This window comes from Lysobacter korlensis, from assembly GCF_042434515.1.
In genome coordinates, this window is record NZ_JBHLTG010000004.1 from 515,370 (window position 1) to 533,135 (window position 17,766).

At 68.9% G+C, this 17,766-nt stretch carries 18 protein-coding genes; 13 read left to right on the plus strand and 5 right to left on the minus strand.

The window, feature by feature from the left end:
• Positions 1 to 63: 63 nt before the first annotated feature.
• Genes ACFFGH_RS18765 through ACFFGH_RS18780 form a run of 4 tightly spaced genes read left to right on the plus strand, consistent with a single transcriptional unit; the run spans position 64 to position 3,720 of the window.
• Positions 64 to 1,527, plus strand: coding sequence for a cobyric acid synthase (locus ACFFGH_RS18765; RefSeq protein ID WP_386671295.1), 1,464 nt, complete (start codon positions 64 to 66; stop codon positions 1,525 to 1,527).
• The gene (gene cobU / locus ACFFGH_RS18770) at positions 1,515 to 2,033 is read left to right on the plus strand and encodes a bifunctional adenosylcobinamide kinase/adenosylcobinamide-phosphate guanylyltransferase (RefSeq protein ID WP_386671062.1); all 519 of its coding nucleotides are present in this window, start codon (positions 1,515 to 1,517) and stop codon (positions 2,031 to 2,033) included. The genes ACFFGH_RS18765 and cobU overlap by 13 nt, the downstream gene beginning before the upstream one ends.
• Positions 2,030 to 3,115 (plus strand): nicotinate-nucleotide--dimethylbenzimidazole phosphoribosyltransferase, encoded by a 1,086-nt coding sequence (gene cobT / locus ACFFGH_RS18775; RefSeq protein ID WP_386671064.1) that lies wholly within the window; start codon positions 2,030 to 2,032, stop codon positions 3,113 to 3,115. The genes cobU and cobT overlap by 4 nt, the downstream gene beginning before the upstream one ends.
• Positions 3,112 to 3,720, plus strand: coding sequence for a histidine phosphatase family protein (locus ACFFGH_RS18780; RefSeq protein ID WP_386671066.1), 609 nt, complete (start codon positions 3,112 to 3,114; stop codon positions 3,718 to 3,720). The genes cobT and ACFFGH_RS18780 overlap by 4 nt, the downstream gene beginning before the upstream one ends.
• A 239-nt stretch (positions 3,721 to 3,959) precedes the next feature.
• Here ACFFGH_RS18780 and msrA read toward each other — a convergent pair whose 3' ends face one another.
• The 4 genes from msrA to ACFFGH_RS18800 form a co-directional block, all read right to left on the minus strand.
• Positions 3,960 to 4,643 (minus strand): peptide-methionine (S)-S-oxide reductase MsrA, encoded by a 684-nt coding sequence (gene msrA, locus ACFFGH_RS18785; RefSeq protein WP_386671068.1) that lies wholly within the window; start codon positions 4,641 to 4,643, stop codon positions 3,960 to 3,962.
• A gap of 14 nt (positions 4,644 to 4,657) precedes the next feature.
• Positions 4,658 to 5,194, minus strand: coding sequence for a peptide-methionine (R)-S-oxide reductase MsrB (gene msrB / locus ACFFGH_RS18790; RefSeq protein ID WP_386671070.1), 537 nt, complete (start codon positions 5,192 to 5,194; stop codon positions 4,658 to 4,660).
• Positions 5,195 to 5,343: 149 nt separating this feature from the next.
• Positions 5,344 to 5,949 carry a YceH family protein gene (locus ACFFGH_RS18795; protein ID WP_386671297.1) on the minus strand — a complete coding sequence of 202 codons (606 nt, stop codon included), beginning with the start codon at positions 5,947 to 5,949 and terminating at the stop codon, positions 5,344 to 5,346.
• Between the two features lie 187 nt (positions 5,950 to 6,136).
• The gene (locus ACFFGH_RS18800; RefSeq protein ID WP_386671073.1) at positions 6,137 to 7,828 is read right to left on the minus strand and encodes a cation:proton antiporter domain-containing protein; all 1,692 of its coding nucleotides are present in this window, start codon (positions 7,826 to 7,828) and stop codon (positions 6,137 to 6,139) included.
• Between the two features lie 168 nt (positions 7,829 to 7,996).
• Between ACFFGH_RS18800 and ACFFGH_RS18805 the strand changes: the two genes are divergently transcribed.
• The 5 genes from ACFFGH_RS18805 to ACFFGH_RS18825 all read left to right on the plus strand — a co-directional run bounded on the left by ACFFGH_RS18805 (position 7,997) and on the right by ACFFGH_RS18825 (position 14,521).
• Entirely contained in the window at positions 7,997 to 9,880 is a 1,884-nt protein-coding gene (locus ACFFGH_RS18805; RefSeq protein WP_386671075.1) for an ABC-F family ATP-binding cassette domain-containing protein, read from the plus strand.
• Between the two features lie 178 nt (positions 9,881 to 10,058).
• The gene (locus tag ACFFGH_RS18810) at positions 10,059 to 11,291 is read left to right on the plus strand and encodes a cation:proton antiporter (protein ID WP_386671077.1); all 1,233 of its coding nucleotides are present in this window, start codon (positions 10,059 to 10,061) and stop codon (positions 11,289 to 11,291) included.
• Positions 11,292 to 11,344: 53 nt separating this feature from the next.
• Entirely contained in the window at positions 11,345 to 11,677 is a 333-nt protein-coding gene (locus tag ACFFGH_RS18815) for an FmdB family zinc ribbon protein (RefSeq protein ID WP_386671299.1), read from the plus strand.
• A 428-nt stretch (positions 11,678 to 12,105) separates the two neighbouring features.
• Positions 12,106 to 13,884 carry an aspartate--tRNA ligase gene (gene aspS / locus ACFFGH_RS18820; RefSeq protein ID WP_386671079.1) on the plus strand — a complete coding sequence of 593 codons (1,779 nt, stop codon included), beginning with the start codon at positions 12,106 to 12,108 and terminating at the stop codon, positions 13,882 to 13,884.
• Positions 13,885 to 13,993: 109 nt separating this feature from the next.
• Positions 13,994 to 14,521, plus strand: a complete 528-nt coding sequence (locus ACFFGH_RS18825; RefSeq protein WP_386671081.1) for a GNAT family N-acetyltransferase — start codon at positions 13,994 to 13,996, stop codon at positions 14,519 to 14,521.
• A 19-nt stretch (positions 14,522 to 14,540) separates the two neighbouring features.
• Here ACFFGH_RS18825 and ACFFGH_RS18830 read toward each other — a convergent pair whose 3' ends face one another.
• Positions 14,541 to 14,741 (minus strand): HAD family hydrolase, encoded by a 201-nt coding sequence (locus ACFFGH_RS18830; protein ID WP_386671083.1) that lies wholly within the window; start codon positions 14,739 to 14,741, stop codon positions 14,541 to 14,543.
• Positions 14,742 to 14,830: 89 nt separating this feature from the next.
• On the opposite strand from ACFFGH_RS18830, the gene ACFFGH_RS18835 reads away from it, so the two are divergent.
• From ACFFGH_RS18835 to ruvA, 4 genes are all read left to right on the plus strand, one after another.
• On the plus strand, positions 14,831 to 15,574 hold the full coding sequence (locus tag ACFFGH_RS18835) for an esterase/lipase family protein (RefSeq protein WP_386671085.1): 744 nt from the start codon (positions 14,831 to 14,833) through the stop codon (positions 15,572 to 15,574).
• A gap of 32 nt (positions 15,575 to 15,606) precedes the next feature.
• Entirely contained in the window at positions 15,607 to 16,338 is a 732-nt protein-coding gene (locus tag ACFFGH_RS18840) for a YebC/PmpR family DNA-binding transcriptional regulator (RefSeq protein WP_386671087.1), read from the plus strand.
• Between the two features lie 75 nt (positions 16,339 to 16,413).
• Positions 16,414 to 16,974 carry a crossover junction endodeoxyribonuclease RuvC gene (gene ruvC / locus ACFFGH_RS18845; protein WP_386671089.1) on the plus strand — a complete coding sequence of 187 codons (561 nt, stop codon included), beginning with the start codon at positions 16,414 to 16,416 and terminating at the stop codon, positions 16,972 to 16,974.
• A gap of 168 nt (positions 16,975 to 17,142) precedes the next feature.
• Entirely contained in the window at positions 17,143 to 17,733 is a 591-nt protein-coding gene (gene ruvA / locus ACFFGH_RS18850) for a Holliday junction branch migration protein RuvA (RefSeq protein WP_386671091.1), read from the plus strand.
• The last annotated feature ends 33 nt before the right edge of the window (positions 17,734 to 17,766 follow it).

Below are 17,766 nucleotides of genomic sequence, written 5' to 3' on the forward strand. Positions count from 1 at the left end.
GGCGAAACGGCCAACCCATCGCCGACCGCCTGCGATGTAGCGAAAACCACCGCTGCAGTGCTCATGGTCCAGGGCTGCACCTCCGATGCCGGCAAAAGCACGCTCGTCGCCGGGCTGTGCCGCTGGGCGCGCAGGCGCGGCATCAGCGTCGCGCCGTTCAAGCCGCAGAACATGGCATTGAACTCGGCCGTGACCGTCGACGGCGGCGAGATCGGCCGCGCGCAGGCCGTGCAGGCGCAGGCCGCCGGATTGCCGCCGCATACCGATTTCAACCCGGTGCTGCTCAAGCCGAACACCGACACCGGCGCGCAGGTGATCATCCACGGCCGCGCGATTGGCAACATGGATGCGCGCCGTTACCACGAGTACAAACGCATCGCGTTCGACGCGGTGCTCGCCTCGCATGCACGGCTCGTTGCGCGGCATGACGCGGTTATCGTCGAAGGCGCAGGCAGCCCGGCCGAGATCAACCTGCGTGACCGCGACATCGCGAACATGGGCTATGCCGAAGCGGTGGACTGCCCGGTCATCCTGGTGGCCGATATCGATCGCGGCGGCGTGTTCGCGCACCTCGTCGGCACGCTCGCGGTGTTGTCGACGAGCGAGCGCGCGCGCATCGCCGGCTTTGTCATCAACCGCTTCCGTGGCGATATCGCGCTGCTGCAGCCGGGTCTGGACTGGCTCCAGCGCGAGACCGGCAAGCCGGTGCTCGGCGTGCTGCCCTACCTGCACGGCCTGCACCTGGAAGCCGAGGACGCGCTGCCGCGCGAGTCCGCCGCGAAAGCCGGGCAGCGCCTGCGCATTACCGTGCCGGTGCTGCCGCGCATCAGCAACCACACCGACTTCGACGCATTGCGCGCGCATCCGCAGGTGGAGCTGATCTTCGTGCCGCGCGGCGAAACTCCGCCGCCGTGCGAGCTCATCATCCTGCCGGGCTCGAAATCCACGCGCGGAGATCTGGCTGCGCTTCGCGAGCACGGCTGGGACGATGCGATCGCCCGGCATCTGCGCTATGGCGGACGCGTGCTCGGCATCTGCGGTGGGCTGCAGATGCTGGGGCAGGCGGTGCACGATCCGCTTGGCATCGAAGGCGCGCCGGGTTCGAGTGACGGACTGGGCCTGCTGGAGCTGCACACAACGCTCGAGCCGCTGAAGCAGCTGCGCGATGTCGACGGGCGACTGTCATTCGAAGGCGTCGAGGCGCCGGTGCGCGGCTACGAGATCCACTGCGGCGTCAGCGAAGGGCCCGCACTTGCGCGTCCGTTCGCATATCTGGCCCATGGCCGCGCTGATGGCGCGTGCTCGGCCGACGGGCGCGTGCTCGGCACGTACCTGCATGGCCTGTTCGATGACGCAGATGCGCTCGATGCGCTGCTGCGCTGGGCCGGGCTGCGTGACGCGCAGCGCCTGGACATGCGCGCACTGCGCGAGGCCAGTCTCGAGCGGCTTGCCGACATCGTCGATGCCCATCTCGACACCGACGCATTGCTGCGCCTGCTCGCACGGACGCCCGCATGCGCAGCCTGATTCTCGGAGGCGCACGCTCGGGCAAGAGCGCGCTGGCCGAACGCTGGGCCGACGCGAGCGGTCTCGACGTCGTGTACATCGCCACCGCCGAACGCCGCGATGCGGAAATGGATGCGCGGGTCGATCTGCATCGCGCACGAAGGCCTGCGCACTGGGGCTGCGTCGAAGAACCGCTCGCGCTCGCCGATGCGCTACGCCGGCTTGCCTCGCCGCAGCGCTGCGTACTGGTCGATTGCCTCACGCTGTGGCTGTCGAATCTGTTGTGTCTGGACGACGCCGCGCGCTACGCGCATGAGCGCGAAGCCCTGCTCGATGCGGTCGCGAACGCGGCCGGCCAGGTGCTGCTGGTCAGCAACGAAGTCGGGCTCGGCGTGGTGCCGATGGGGGAGTTGAGCCGACGCTTCGTCGACGAGGCCGGGCGATTGCACCAGGACCTGGCCCACCACTGTGAGCGCGTGGTGTTCACCGCGGCCGGCCTCCCATTGTTCTTGAAGGGATCTGCATGAATCACGTTGTTGCCGAATCGATCCACTGCGACGCGGCTCAGGCCGGGTGGTGGGCTGCTGCATGTCCGTCGCCGGACCCGGCCTTCGCCTGCGCTGCGCGCGAACACCAGGGCCAGCTGACCAAACCGCCGGGTTCGCTGGGCGAGCTCGAGAACGTCGCGGTGCAACTCGCCGCGATGCAGGCAAGCGCGACGCCCGCCGCCGATCGCGTGTGGATCAGCGTGTTCGCCGCCGACCACGGAGTTGCAGCCGAAGGCGTCAGCGCATTTCCACAGGCGGTCACCGGCGAGATGGTGCGCAACTTCGCCACCGGCGGGGCGGCGATCAGCGTGCTCGCGCGCGCACTCGGCGCAACGCTGGAGGTGGTCAACCTCGGCACGGTCAACGATCCGGGCGAGGTCGCCGGCGTGCGCCGCGCGGTCATCGCGCCGTCGACCGCGAACTTCTGCGTGCAGCCCGCAATGAATGACGTGCAGCTGCATGCCGCGCTCGAGGCCGGTGCGCACAGCGTACGCATGGCCGTCGAGGCCGGCGCGCAGGTGTTCGTCGGCGGAGAGATGGGCATCGGCAACACCACGGCGGCCGCGGCGCTGGCCTGTGCACTGCTCGGTCTGCCGGCCGCGGCGCTGGCCGGTGCCGGCACCGGGTTGGACAACGCCGGCATCTCGCGCAAGGCCGAGGTGATCGATCGCGCACTCGCGCGGCATGCGCACGAGACTTCGCCGCTGCGCATGCTGGCGTGTCTGGGCGGCTTCGAGATCGCTGCGCTCGCCGGGGCGTTCATCGCCGCGGCCCAGGCGCGGCTGCCGGTGCTCGTCGATGGCTTCATCGCCACGGCTGCGGCGCTAGCCGCGACGCGCCTCAATCCCGGTTGCCGTGAGTGGATGCTGTTCGCGCATCGCTCGCACGAACAGGGCCACGCGGCGCTGCTCGAAGCGCTGTCAGCCACGCCGCTGCTGGACCTCGGGCTGCGTCTCGGCGAAGGCAGCGGCGCTGCGCTCGCAATTTCGCTGCTGCGCAACGCATGCGCACTGCACAACGGCATGGCGACGTTCGCGCAGGCCGGCGTTTCGAACGCATGAGCGCGGCGATTGGTTCGACCGTGACGATCGATCTGCTGCGCCATGGTGATACCGGCCAGCGCAGCTACCGCGGTCAGCTCGACGATGCGCTCAGCGACTTGGGCTGGACGCAGCTGCGTGAAGCGGTCGCGGGCCGGCGCTGGGACGTGATCGTCGCTTCGTCGATGCAGCGCTGCGCGGCGTTCTCACGCGAATTGGCGCAGGCGCAGGGCGTGCCGCTGACGCTCGATGCGCGTCTGATGGAGTACCACTTTGGCGACTGGCAGGGCGTGCTGATCGAGGACCTCGCCGAGCAGCAGGGCGATGCGCTTGCCCGGTTCTGGGCCGACCCCGTCGCGAATCCGCCGCCGGGCGCGGAAACCTTCGCGGCGTTCGCCTCGCGGCTCAGCGCGGCACTGGACGACATTGCGCGCACGCACGGCGCGCAGCGCGTGCTCGTGGTGACGCATGGCGGCGTGATCCGGTTGCTGCGCTGTATTGCCGAAGCGCGTGACTTCGGCAACATGGCCGGCATCGACGTACCGCACGCATCGATTCATCCGCTGCGGTGGCCGGCGGAAGCGGCATCAACGCATGGCGCGAGGACCGACGCCGTCTTTGGTTGATTCGCGGGCGCCCGTCTGCGGCCGCGTGGTGCCGCGCTGGAGATTGGGCGGGCGCCGCGAGTCATGCGGCACCGCGGGCACTCAGCGCCGCTGAAAGCTGGTTGCAGGTGACGTCCGCCTACGTTGAAGCGCGGCCTTCGTGACGCTCGCGAACACGTGCGCCATCGAGATCGCGCGGCACGTGCCCTTCGTGCGCCGGGCCGGTCGCCACACCGCGACCGGCCCCACCACCACGACCGTTACTTCGCAGCGCCCCAGACCTGCTCCAGGCGCTGATCACGGCCGCAGTTCCAGCGGTAGAACTTGTAGCGCTTCGGATTTTTCACGTAGTAATCCTGGTGATAGTCCTCGGCCGGATAGAACGCCGTCGCGGCGATGATCTCAGTGGCGACGGGTTGGTCGAACCGCTTCGATGACTCGAGCTTGCGCTTGCTCGCCTCGGCCAGCTGCTTCTCTTCGGCATTGCCGTAGAAGATCGCGCTGCGGTACTGCGGGCCGGCATCGCAGAACTGCCGGTTGACCGCGACCGGGTCGATGTTGCGCCAGAAGACGTTGAGCAGGGTCTGGTAATCGACCTTGCGCGGGTCGTAACGGATCTGCACCGCTTCGATGTGGCCGCTGGTGCCGGACGAGACCTGTTCGTAGGTTGGGTTGGGCCTCTTGCCGCCGATGTAGCCCGACGTGGTCGAAAGGACGCCGGGCAACTTGTCGTACGGCGGCTCCATGCACCAGAAGCAGCCGCCCGCAAACACCGCGACAGCGGAGGCCGGCTTAGCGGATTTTTCGCTCGCGTTCGCAGCGCCACGGTCGGCCTGGGCACATGCGCCGAGTGCGGTCAGCATCAGCACCGCGCCGGCCAACGCCGAAATCCGCGGCGTCGCACGCGAGCGGCGGGCGGGGTTCGGGTGGTCGGTATTTCGCATCTCAGTAGTCATCATCAACCTCGCAGTGCCGGAAGCGACTGGCCCTTCGGGACGAACCGAAGCGCCAGACCGTTATTGCACCAGCGCTCGCCGCGCGGCGCCGGACCGTCATCGAACACGTGGCCCTGGTGGCCGCCGCAGCGCGCGCAGTGGTACTCGGTACGCGGCAGGACGATCTTGTAGTCGGTCTTGGTCGCCATATGGCCCTTGATCGGCTGCGTGAAGCTCGGCCAGCCCGTGCCGCTTTCGAACTTGTTCCGACTGCTGAAGAGCGGCAAGTGGCACGCCGCGCAGACATACGTGCCGTCGCGCTTTTCAGCGTTCAGCGGGCTGCTGCCGGCGCGCTCGGTGTCTTCTTCGAACAGCACCGCATACGCCGCCGGGCTGACCTTGTCGCGCCAGTAGGCTTCGGGCCGTTTCAGCGGCACCACGGCCGTGCCAGCCGCTGCGGCGGTCGCGGTCGCGGCGGCGGGGGCGGCGCGAGAGCAGCCACTGAACAGGGACAGGGCGGCCACCGAGGCCAGGCCCTGCAGAACGTTGCGGCGGTTCATTCGCGAGCTCTCCGGAAGATTCATGGATCTGACCCAGATACGCGGGTAATCGTTCCATCGGATGCACCAATTCGCCCTCAAAGGGGCGATTCGACATGCGACTGTTCACTTTCGATCACCGCTGAGCCGCGCGGCCGTACGGCGCAGGCTCAGCCGTTGGACGGGTCATTGCCTTCGAGCCGCGCCAGACGCGCCTCGAGTTCGGCAATGCGCTCCTCAAGCGCCGCAATGCGATCGCGGGAGGCGGGCGCCGATTCAACGCCCGGCCCGTCGGCCATTGCCGCCACATCCGGCTCGCCGCCGAGCAGGTGCACGTAGCGCGCCTCGCGCTGCCCGCTCTGGCGCGGCAGCAGCCGGACCAGCGCCGGCTCGCGCCGCGCAAGCCGGTCGAGCGCGTGCTGCACGTCCTCGGCCGAAGCAAACTCCGCCAGCCGCTCGCTGCGCCCCAGCAGCTCATGCAGCGTCTGCGGCCCGCGCAGCATCAGCAGCGCGAGCAACGCCGCCTGCGCACGCGTCAGCCCGAGGATCTTTTCGACCCGGTGCCCGTACCGCTCGGCGCGGCCGCTGTGCTGCGACCTGACCCAGCCACGCACCTCGAGCTGGCGCAGCGCGTGCGCCACTTCGTCCGCTTCGAGTTGCATCACCGGCTCGCGCGCGGTCTTCTGGTTGCACGCCAGCACGACCGCATTGACGGTGAGCGGATAGGCATCCGGCGTGGTGGCTTCCTTCTCGATCAGGCTGCCGAGGATGCGCATCTCGACGCGACCGAGTATCGGCGCCTCGGGTGCGCGCTCCGCGCTCGTTGCGGCTGCGCCGTCATTGGTGTCTTCGCTGCTCACGCACTGTCTCCATCATCGAACCGCACGGCCGGCACGGCCGCGCATCCCGTCGACCCTGCCACAGGCGCGGCGCACGCGTCGACGACGCCGCAAACGCTGCGCCTCAGAACACCGCCGATGTCGGCGGCAGCTTGCGCGCGCCGCGGTAGACCGGCATCGCCATCACCATCTCGGCCAGGCTGTGCGCAAGCTCGCGCTCGGCCATCACCGCGGCGTCGGCGCCATGCTCGAGTAGATGGCGGACCTCGGCATCCGAATGCCCCCGCGCCACGATGCTGAGCCCGGCGTTGAGCCCGCGCAGCGTCGCGATGATCTCACCGGCCTCAAGGGCATTCGGGATCGCGAGCATCACCGTAGTCGCACGCCCCGGCAGCGCTTCTTCGAGCACGCGCGGGTTGACCGCGTTGCCGCGGATCGCCGGAAAACCCGCGGCGCGCGCGCGTTCGACCAGATGGGCTTCGCTGTCGATCACGACCACCGGCACGCTGCGCGTGGATAGCAGGCGCGCGAGTTCGCTGCCGACCCGGCCGTAGCCGATCATGATCGCGTGGTTCTCGATGTCGGCCGGGATCGGCGGGGCAACCTGTTCGGTCGGCGCCGGTGCCTGCGCGAGCTCCTGAGCGCGGCGGCGGTCGATCCAGGCAAACAGGAACGGATTGACCGTGATCGACAGCAACGCCCCGGCCAGGATCAGGTTCTGGCCCTCCGGCGGCAGGATGCGCAGCTGCAGGCCGAGGCCGGCGAGGATGAACGAGAACTCGCCGATCTGCGCCAGGCTCGCGCCGATCGTCAGCGCGGTCGAGGTTGGCCGGCCGAACATGCGCGTGATCGCGAACGCCGCGGTCGACTTCGCCAGCAGGATGACCGCGAACGTCGCCAGCACCTGCAGCGGCCGCTCGATCAGGATCATCGGGTCGAACAGCATGCCGACCGAGACGAAGAACAGCACCGCGAATGCATCGCGCAGCGGCAGCGTTTCGTTCGCGGCCTGATGGCTGAACTCCGACTCGTTGAGGATCATGCCGGCGAAGAACGCGCCGAGCGCGAACGACACCCCGAACAGCGTCGCCGAACCGAACGCGACGCCGAGCGCGATCGCGAGCACGCACAGCGTGAACAGCTCGCGCGAGCCGGTGCCGGCCACGCGCTCGAGCACCCACGGGATCACGCGGCGGCCGATCAGCAGCATGAACGCGACGAAGCCGCCGACCTTCAGCAACGTCATGAACAGCACCGGCCAGACCGGCGCATCGCCGGCATCGTTGCCGCGCAGGGCCCCGGCCAGCGCCGGCAACAGCACGAGCGCGAGCACCATCGCGAGGTCCTCGACGATCAGCCAGCCGATTGCGATGTGGCCGGTCGGTGACTCGAGCATGCGGCGCTCCTCCAGCGCGCGCATCAGCACCACCGTGCTCGCGACCGACAGCGACAGGCCGAACACGAAGCTGCCGCCGTCGGAAAAGCCCAGCAGGTATTTCGCGAGCAGCCAGCCGATCGTGGTCGTGGTGGTCATCTCGATCAGCGCGCCGGGCACCGCGATGCCTTTCACCGACAGCAGGTCGCGGATCGAGAAGTGCAGGCCGACCCCGAACATCAGCAGGATCACGCCGATCTCGGCCAGCTGTGGCGCAAGCGTCTGGTCGCCGACGAAGCCGGGCGTGAAGGGGCCGGCGATCACGCCCGCCAGCAGGTAGCCGACCAGCGGCGACAGCCGCAGCCGGTGCGCGAGCGCCCCGAAAATGAACGCAAGCACGAAGCCTGCGACGAGGATGGCGATCAGCGAAGTGTGGTGCATCGGCCCTGCGGGAATGGTGGAAAGGCGGGTCGGCCGCGTCGGAAAAACGGCTGCCGGCCACGAGCCTAACGTGACCGGCCTCTACGTGTAGCCGCGACGCCGCCACAAATCGCGCCCGATCGCGGGCGCAGTGCCGGAGTGCGCCGGCCGCGGCCTTACAATGCCGCCATGATTGCCTTCCGTGATTTCGCCCTGCGTCGTGGCGAGCGCCTCCTTTTGTCCAAAGTCGACCTGACGCTGCAGGCCGGCTGGCGCGTCGGCGTCATCGGCCGCAACGGCACCGGCAAGTCCTCGCTGTTCGCGGCGATCCAGGGCGAGCTCGAGTCCGACCTCGGCAACCTCGACATCCCCAATCGCGTGCGCATGGCGGCCGTCGCCCAGGAAACCCCGGCGCTGGACGATCCGGCACTGGACTTCGTGCTGTCCGGCGACGCGCAGGTGTACGCGGCGATCATGGCCGAGCGCGCTGCGGTCGAAGCCGAGGACTGGGAAGCCGTCGCCGAGTGTCACCACCGACTCGAGGAGCTCAACGGTTACGACGCCAGCGCGCGTGCCGGCAAGCTGCTGCACGGGTTGGGCTTCACCGCCGACACGCACGAGCGCGCGGTCAAGGAGTTCTCCGGCGGCTGGCGTGTGCGCCTGAACCTCGCGCGTGCGTTGATGACGCCGTCTGATCTGCTGCTGCTCGACGAGCCGACGAACCATCTCGACCTCGACGCGGTGCTCTGGCTCGAGCAATGGCTGCTCAAGTACCCGGGCACGCTGATGCTGATCTCGCACGACCGCGAGTTCCTCGACGAGGTCACCACGCACACGCTGCACCTGCACGACGGCAAGGCCAAGCTCTACGTCGGCGATTTCACCGCGTTCGAGCGCCAGCGCGCCGAGCACCTGCGCCTGCAGCAGATCACGCACGAGAAGGCGCAGGCCGAGCGCGCCCACCTGCAGAGCTTCATCGACCGCTTCAGCGCGAGCGCGGCGAAGGCGAAGCAGGCGCAGTCGCGCGTCAAGCGGCTTGCAAAGATGCAGGGCACCGAAGCGGTGCGCGCCGAGCGCGCGCTGCGCGTCGAATTCCCGGCCTCGGCGAAGATCCCGAACGCGCTGCTGCGGCTGATACACGCCGACCTCGGCTACGGTGACCACACCGTGCTCAACCAGGTCAGCTTCATCCTGGAGGCGGGAGACCGGGTCGCGCTGCTCGGGCCGAACGGCGCCGGCAAGTCGACGCTCGTCAAATCGCTGGTCGGCGAACTCGACCTGCTGACCGGCGAGCGCGGCGGCCACCCGGACCTGCGCATCGGCTACTTCGCGCAGCACACGGTTGAATCCTTACGCAAGGGCGCGACGCCGATCGATCACCTGATGGAAATCGCCCCGGGCGTGGCAACGCAGCAGCTGCGCGATTTCCTCGGCAAGTGGAATTTCCCCGGCGACCGCGCGTTCGAGTCGGTCGACAGCTTCTCCGGCGGCGAACGCGCGCGGCTGGCGCTGGCGATGATCGCCTGGCGCCGGCCGAACGTGCTGCTGCTCGACGAGCCGACGAACCATCTCGACCTCGACATGCGCGAGGCGCTGGCCGAAGCGCTGGGCGGCTTCGACGGCGCGATCGTGCTCGTCTCGCACGATCGCCACCTCATCGGCCTCGTCTGCGACACCTTCTGGCGCGTCGCCGACGGCGTGGCGCAGCCGTTCGACGGCGACCTCGACGCGTACGCGGTCTGGTTGCGCACGCGCGACAGCAGCAACGACGGCAAGGCGGGCAAGGCCGCGGCGGCGAAAGCGGTCGCGGCTGCGGCCGCCGCACCGGCGCCTGCACCTGCGCCGCCGGCCGCAAAAGGCCCGAAGACGAACCCGCACAAGCTTGCCAAGGCCGAGGCGCGCGTCGCCGAACTCGAATCGAAGCTGCATACGCTGGACATGGATCTGGCCGACCCGACGCGCTATGCGGGCGGCGGTACCAACGCCGCCGAACTTGCGCGCCAGCGTGAAGCGGTCGCGGTGCAACTCGCGGTCGCCGAGGCCGAGTTGCTGGCGCTCTACGAAGCGGCGTAAACGCGCCGGAATCAGCAGCTTTGGTCGGTATCGACGCCAGTCGGGACCCCGCCCGAAAGCCACATTCGGCGCGCGCTCCGCGCCGGCGTGCAATGCCCGCCATCACACGATGTAGCGTTCGGGCCGGGTACAGCCCACAGGTTTGCACGGCTCCGGCCGTGCGCCCCTATGGAGTGCCATGAACCGCGACCTGATCTATCTCGTGCTGATCTTCTGCCTGCTCGTCGTGCCGCGAGCGCTTCAGCGCTTCCGCATTCCGGCGCCGGTCACGAGCCTGGTCGCGGGTATCGTCGCGGTGTTCGTGTTCGGCGAAGAGACGCACGATCCGGTGCTGGCGCTGCTGTCGACGATCGGCATCTCGTCGCTGTTCCTGTTCGCGGGGCTCGAGGTCGACCCGGGTGCGCTCAAGCGGCGCTGGAAACCGCTGCTCACGCATCTCGCGGTGCGCGCGCTCAGTCTGTTTGCGCTGGGTTGGCTGGCCTGGCGCTTTCTCGACCTCGGCTGGCAGGCGTCCGGCCTGCTCGCGCTTGCGCTGCTCACTCCCTCGACGGGTTTCATCCTCGATACGCTCGAGCGGCTCGGCCTCGACGACGAAGAAGCGTTCTGGGTCACTAACAAGGCGATCGCCGGCGAGATCGTCGCGCTGGCCGCACTGTTCGTCATGCTGCAGGCCGGCGACATGCAGCAGCTCGCGCTGTCGTCAGCCGCGATGCTGGCGCTGGTGATCGGCGTGCCGTTGCTGTTCATCGCGCTCGGGCGCTGGGTCGTGCCGCACGCAAAGGGCTCGGAGTTCTCGCTGCTGGTCATGGTCGGGCTGGTCGCTGCGTACGTGACCTACAAGCTCGGCGTTTACTACCTCGTCGGCGCATTCATCGTCGGCGTGATCGCTCGCCTGCTGCACGAGCGCATGCCCAAGCTCGCGTCCGAGGAAAACCTGCACGCGCTGCGGCTGTTCGCGACATTCTTCGTGCCGATCTACTTCTTCAGCGCTGGCACGCATGTGCCGCCTTCCGCATTGGGCCCGAAGGCGCTGGCCATCGGGCTGGTGCTGACCGTAGTGCTGCTGCCGCTGCGCATCGGCATCGTCTGGCTGCAGCGGCGGGTGATGTTCGGCGAAAGCTCGGGCAGCAGCATGCGCGTCGCGCTCGCACTTACCCCGACGCTGGTGTTCACGCTCGTGCTGGCGGGCATCCTGTACTCGCGCTTCGGCCTGCCTGAAAGCTGGCTCGGCGCGCTGGTGATCTACACCGTACTCAACACGATGCTGCCGTCCCTGCTGCTGCGCACGCCGATCGACCTGAGCCCGAATGCGCCCGGGGCCGAGCATCCCGAAGACGAAGTGCCCGATTCGCCCGCGGTGGCGCCCGTCGAAGCAGGCCAACCGGCGACCGCGGACCGGCGGGGGGCTTGAATCGCGAGCGGACGGCCCCAGACTGGGCTCGGTTTTCCGCTGCCGTCCTGCCCATGCCGATCTATGCCTTCGAGTGCGCCGCCTGCGGCCACAGTTTCGACCGCCTGCAGAAGATGTCCGATGCCGACCCGACCGATTGCCCGCAATGCGCGCAGCCGCAGGTGCGCCGGCAGCTGACCGCGCCGCAGTTCCGCCTCGCTGGCGGGGGCTGGTACGAAACCGACTTCAAGAAGGACGGCGACAAGAAGCGCAACCTCGCTGACGGTGGTTCGGGCGGCGAGTCGAAGTCGTCGGAATCGAAATCGGCCGACAGCAAGCCTGCCGAGACAAAGGCAGAGGCCAAGCCGGCCGCACCGGCGAAGACCGAGCCCAAGCCTGCGGCCTGAGGCGACTCAACGCCGCGGATCAAACTTCGTCTGGCGTTCCGATTCCCAAGGCTTACGCCCGCGGTATAGCTTCGGGCTTGTCGACCCGAAGCTGGCGATCCCCGCGCTCGCGTGGTCGCCCCGTTGCCGGGGGTTGCGCAGAGCAGGCCAAGATGGCCTGCGCCGACGCGTAAAGGCAGGACGCCGCCCGCGGCGCGGAGCAACCCCCGGCAACGGGGCGACCTCCAGCCGGAGCCGCGCTTTTCGCTTCGATTCCGTCGCAATGCTCCGGTGCGCTCGCCCGTGCCTCAGGCCAGGCAACCAGCGCTTGCCGGACAAGCCCGGACGTGGATGCCGCCCATGCATAAGTGAACACGGCAGGCCCGCCGCCCTGCCGCTAAAATGACCGGCTTTCCGGCGCCACCTGCCGGCGCGATTCCGGAGCTTCCATGCGTACCCATTTCTGCGGCCTCGTCGACGAGAGCCTGATCGGCCAGACCGTCACCCTCTGCGGCTGGGCCGACGTCGCCCGCGACCTCGGCGGCGTGGTCTTCATCGACCTGCGCGATCACGAAGGCATCGTCCAGGTCGTCGCCGAGCCGACCGACGAAGGCAATGCGCAGGTCATGGCCGCCGCGGCCCAGGTCGGCTACGAGGATTGCCTGCGCATCACGGGCACCGTGCGTGCGCGCCATTCGGTCAACGACCGTATCCGCACCGGCCGCGTCGAAGTGGTCGCGACGAAGATCGAACTGCTCAACAAAGCCGAGCCGCTGCCGTTCCATGCGCACGAGAACGCGGGCGAGGACATCCGCCTCAAGTACCGCTACCTCGACCTGCGCCGCCCCGAGATGCAGAAGATGATGCGCACGCGCATCAAGCTCGTGCAGTCGCTGCGCCGTTACCTCGACGAGCGCGGTTTCCAGGACATCGAAACGCCGATCCTGACGAAGGCCACGCCCGAGGGCGCGCGCGATTTCCTCGTGCCGGCGCGCATGCACCCGGGCGAGTTCTACGCGCTGCCGCAGTCGCCGCAGCTGTTCAAGCAGATCCTGATGATGGCGGGCTTCGACCGCTACTACCAGATCGCACGCTGCTTCCGCGACGAGGCGCTGCGCGCCGATCGCCAGCTCGAATTCACCCAGCTCGACATGGAGTTCGCGTGGGTTACCGAGCGCGATGTGCAGGACATGGTCGAGGAGATGATCCGCGTCGTGTTCCGCGAAGTGATCGGCGTCGAACTCGATGCGCAGTTCCCGCGCATGACGTTCGAAGAGGCGATGCGCCGCTACGGTTCGGACAAGCCGGACCTGCGCATCCCGCTTGAATTCACCGATATCGCCGAACTCGTCAAGCACTGCGAGTTCAAGGTGTTCACCGACTGGGCGAATGCCGAGGATGGCCGCGTGATCGCGCTGCGCGTGCCGAATGCGGCCACGCTGTCGCGCAAGCAGATCGACGACTACGGCGCGTACGCCGCCAAGTTCGGCGCGAAGGGCCTGGCGTGGATGAAGGTCGAGGACGCCGCGAAGGGGCGCGAGGGCGTGAGTTCGCCGATCGCGAAGTTCCTCGACGATGCGACGCTCGCTGCGATCCTCGAGGCGACCGGTGCGCAGGGTGGCGACGCGATTTTCTTCGGCGCGGCGACGTACAAGTCCGCAAGCGATTTCATGGGCGCGTTGCGCATCAAGCTCGGGCGCGACCTGGGCCTGGTCGAGGGCGGCTGGAAGCCGCTCTGGGTCACCGATTTCCCGATGTTCGAATGGGATGAGGAAGAGGGCCGCTTCGTCGCGCTGCACCACCCGTTCACGGCGCCCGCCGTCGATACGATCGAAGGCCTGCGCACCAATGCAAAGTCCGCAGTCAGCCGCGCTTACGACATGGTGCTCAACGGCAACGAGATCGGCGGCGGTTCGATCCGCATCCACCGCCCGCAGATGCAGTCGGCCGTGTTCGAGCTGCTCGGCATCGGCGCGGAAGAAGCGGAAGGCAAGTTCGGCTTCCTGCTCGACGCGCTCAAGTACGGTGCGCCGCCGCACGGCGGCATCGCGTTCGGCATCGACCGCATTGCCGCGCTGATGGCCGGCACCGAGTCGATCCGCGACGTGATTCCGTTCCCGAAGACCACCACCGCGCAGTGCCTGATGACCGGCGCGCCCAGCCCGATTCCGGACGCGCAGCTGGCCGAGGTGCATGTGTCGGTACGCCCGAAGCCGGCGAAGGCCTGAGCGGCGATCGCCACGGGGCAGGGCGGTTGCCGCCGCGTGGCATGCCGCTCGCGCTGATCGCGACAGTTCGCGCAATGCCTGTTAGCCGCGGCGCAGTGATAATCCGCGCATGACCTGCACCCTGCGCCGCGCCACTGTCGAAGACGCCGAAACGCTGTCGAAGCTCGCTACCGCGACGTTCGTCGAAGCGTTCGGCCATCTGTATCTGGAAGAAGACCTGCAGGCGTTCCTCGCTGATGCCTATGCGGTCGACAAGCAGGCGGTGATCCTCGGCCACCCGGACTATGCGGTGTGGTTCCTCGAGCACGAGGGCCGGGCGGTCGGCCATTGCGCCGCGGGCCCGTGCGGTCTACCCCATGACGACGTGAAGCCCGGGGACGGGGAGGTCAAGCGCCTGTACATCCTGGGGGAGTTCCAGAACGGCGGCTGGGGCGCGCGGATGTTCGAAACCGCGGTCGCGTGGCTTGAACGCAACGGCCCGTGCACGCTGTGGGTCGGTGTCTGGAGCGAGAACCCGGGTGCGCAGCGGTTCTATGCGCGGTACGGGTTCGAAAAGGTCGGCACGTACGAATTTCCGGTCGGCCGCGTGCGCGACCTGGAGTTCATCCTGCGGCGCGAACCGGCTCCGGCGCGCTAGCAGCCGACGCCAGGCCGCCTCAGCGCTGCTCGCGCCCGCGGTAGTAGCGATGGCCTGCGAGCGCGAGCATCGCGCGGTCGCCGGGCGAGTCGCCATAGGCATGCACTTCATCGCAGGCCGCCAGGTCGAATGTCGCCCGGATGCGGCGTACCTTTTCCTCGCCATCGCACTGCCGACCCGCGTTTTGCCCCGCGCAATGCGTCGCGGCGGGACGGCACAATGCACGAAGTCCGTGAACGTGTCCCGGGTCGTGATCGTGCCGTCGAAATCGAACAGCGCCAGTTTCATCGCAGTACCGGGGCGGGCTGGGTGACCGGCGCGAAGCCTACTCCAGCCGCGGACGCCCGGCCGCGCGGCGCGTCCGGCAAGGCGTCCGGCGCCGGGTCCGATCGCGGCCGCGACGTCCGCCGAGTCGTGCTCGTGCATGGGCTGTGGATGCCGGCGGCGTCGATGGCCTGGCTCGGTCGCCAGTTGGCGCGGGCCGGGTACGCGCCCGAGCGCTTCGGGTATTCGAGCGTGATCAACGGGCCGGACGCGGCGCCGGCGCTCGCGCGACTGCTCGCACGCGGGCCCTGCCACGTGCTTGCGCACAGCCTCGGCGGGCTGCTTGCGGTGCGCACGCTACGCGAGCACCCGCAGTTGCCGGTCGCGCGGGTCGTCTGTCTCGGCTCGCCGCTGTGCGGCAGTGCCGCCGCTAGCGGCGTTTCCCAGCTGAAGGGTCTGGGCCGGCTGCTGGGCCGCAGCGCGCCGCTGCTGTGCAGCGGGTGCGATCCGTGGGATGGGGCCGCCGAGCTGGCGGTGGTCGCCGGGCGCCGGCCGATCGGCCTCGGGCAGCTGTTCGGGCGCTTCGACGGACCCAGCGACGGCACCGTCGCGGTCGCCGAAACCCGGCTGCCGGGCCTGGCCGACCACATCGTCATCCCGTCCAGCCACTGCGGGCTGCTGGCATCGGCCGAGGCGGCGACGCTCGCCGCGCAGTTCTTCGGCAGCGGGCGGTTCCGGCCGTCGGCGGGCGCGGAGCACGCGCCGGCCCGCGGCGATGCGATCAGGTAAAATCGCCGGCTCGCCACACGTTCGGAAACACCATGGGTCGCGGACCGTCGATCGAAGCCCGCAAGAACGCCGAGGACGCGCGCCGCGGCAAGATCTTCACGAAGATCATCCGCGAGATCAGCGTCGCCGCGCGCAGCGGTGGCGGGGACCCCACCGGCAATCCGCGCCTGCGCGCCGCGATCGACAAGGGCCTGTCGGCGAACATGTCCAAGGACGTGATCGAACGCGCGATCAAGAAAGCGACCGGTGAGCTCGAAGGCGTCGAGTACGAAGAGATCCGCTACGAGGGCTATGCGCCCGGCGGCGTCGCGGTGATCGTCGACTGCCTGACCGACAACCGCGTGCGCACCGTCGCCGACGTGCGGCATGCGTTTGGCAAGTTCGGCGGCAACCTCGGCACCGACGGCTCGGTCGCGTTCATGTTCCGCAAGCTTGGCGTGCTTTCGTTCGCCTCCGGAGCCGACGAGGAGCGCATCACCGAGCTCGCGATCGAGGGCGGCGCCGACGACATCGTCGTGTATCCCGAAGACGGCGCGATTGACGTGGTGACCGCGCCCGAGTCGTTCGCGCAGGTGAAATCCGCGATGGAAGCGGCGGGCTTCGCGCCGGACATCGCCGAAGTCACGATGCGCGCCGACAACGACATCGCCGTGTCCGGCGAAACCGCGCAGCAGGTTGCCAAGCTGCTGCGCTGGCTCGAGGACATGGACGACGTGCAGGCGGTCTATTCGAACGCCGATCTCGGCGAGGCCGCGTTCGCCTGACGGCGGACGGGATTCGGGACCGGAGACAGGGATCAGCCAGGGCCGCCATGCCTGCCGATCCCGCCAAGCCACGTGATGCATCCGAACCCCCACACGCGTACCCAGGCGACCGCCACCATCCGCATCCTCGGCATCGACCCCGGGTCACAGCGCACCGGCGTGGGCGTGATCGACGTTGCGCCGGACGGGCGCTGCACGTTCGTGCATGCCTCGGCGCTGAAGCTGCTCGACGCCCCAGACTTTCCTTCGCGCCTGGGCCTGCTCTGCGAGGGGCTCGAGGCCGTGCTCGACGAATGGCAGCCGATGCAGGTCGCGATCGAGACCGTGTTCATGGACAAATCCGCGACCAGCGCACTCAAGCTCGGCCATGCGCGCGGCGCGGCTCTGGCGACGGTCGTCCGCCGGCACCTGCCGATCGCCGAGTACGCGCCGCGCGTGATCAAGCAGTCGCTGGTCGGCAAGGGCGCGGCCGACAAGGTGCAGGTACAGCACATGGTGCGGCTGCTGCTGAACCTGCCCGACGCGAAGCTGCAGGCCGACGCCGCGGACGCGCTTGCGGTCGCACTGACGCACGCACACATGAGCGCGACCGCACAGCGCACCGGCGCGAGCGTCGCGCTGCTGAGGCGGCGCTGATGGTGCGGATCTGCAAATACCCGACCGCGAAGGGCCTGGGCGCCGCGGCCGAGCACGAGGCGCGCAGCTCTGGCGCAATCACATCTACTGGTCGAGGTGGCGCGTCCGCCATCCCGGCAACGACGTATCCATGACCACGACAGCCTGCAGCACGCGCGGAGCACTGCGATGATCGGTCGACTCAAGGGCATCCTGGTCCACAAGCAGCCACCGTGGCTGGTGGTGGACGTGGGCGGCGTCGGCTACGAGCTCGAAGCCCCGATGAGCACGTTCTACGACCTGCCCGAGCTCGGCCGAGAGGTCGCGCTGTTCACCCATTACGCGCAGAAGGAGGACAGCGTCTCGCTGTACGGCTTCCTGCGCGAGGGCGAGCGCCGGCTGTTCCGCGACGTGCAGCGGGTCAGCGGCGTGGGCGCGAAGATCGCGCTCGCGGTGCTGTCGGGCACCAGCGTCGACGAGTTCGCCCGGCTCGTGCAGGCGGGTGACATCACCGCGCTGTGCCGCATTCCGGGCATCGGCAAGAAGACCGCCGAGCGCATGGTGGTCGAGCTGCGCGACCGCGCCGCGGATTTCGCAGGCGCCGGCGCGACGCTCACGCCTGGCGGTGTGCCGGCCGATCCGCAGAGCGAGGCGGTGATCGCGTTGCAGCAGCTCGGCTACAAGCCGGCCGAGGCCGTGCGCATGGCGCGCGACGCGACCGCGGCCGGCGACGATGCCGCGATGATCATCCGCAAGGCCCTAAAGTCCGCGCTCCGTTGAGCGGCCTCTTTCCCGTGCAGTCCCAGGCGACGC